A 284-nucleotide genomic window follows, 5' to 3' on the forward strand; every position below is an offset into this window, starting at 1 on the left:
AAAGTGCGCCGCTGTTCTATTGCTACGCACAATAATGCATTCTTCAGCCATAATCATTGTAATTGTTCATCTTGTGAATTAAGGTCCAGGCGACGGAATAACGAAAGACTAAATTAACCATAATAAGGAGTTTAGGATGAAAGTTGCAGTCCTTGGCGCTGCCGGTGGTATCGGCCAGGCGCTTGCCCTACTACTTAAGACCCAACTGCCTTCAGGTTCAGAGCTCTCGTTGTACGACATCGCTCCGGTTACGCCGGGCGTGGCGGTAGATCTAAGTCATATCC

General features: G+C 47.9%; 1 protein-coding gene. It reads left to right on the top strand.

The annotated features are described in order from the left end of the window. Positions 1-136 precede the first annotated feature (136 nt). On the top strand, positions 137-284 hold a 148-nt coding region (locus ACNQ0T_RS24060; protein WP_417930479.1), incomplete at its 3' end, for a lactate/malate family dehydrogenase.

Source organism: Enterobacter cloacae complex sp.6700776, assembly GCF_048284255.1.
In the GTDB taxonomy this organism is placed as follows: Bacteria; Pseudomonadota; Gammaproteobacteria; order Enterobacterales; family Enterobacteriaceae; genus Enterobacter; species Enterobacter intestinihominis.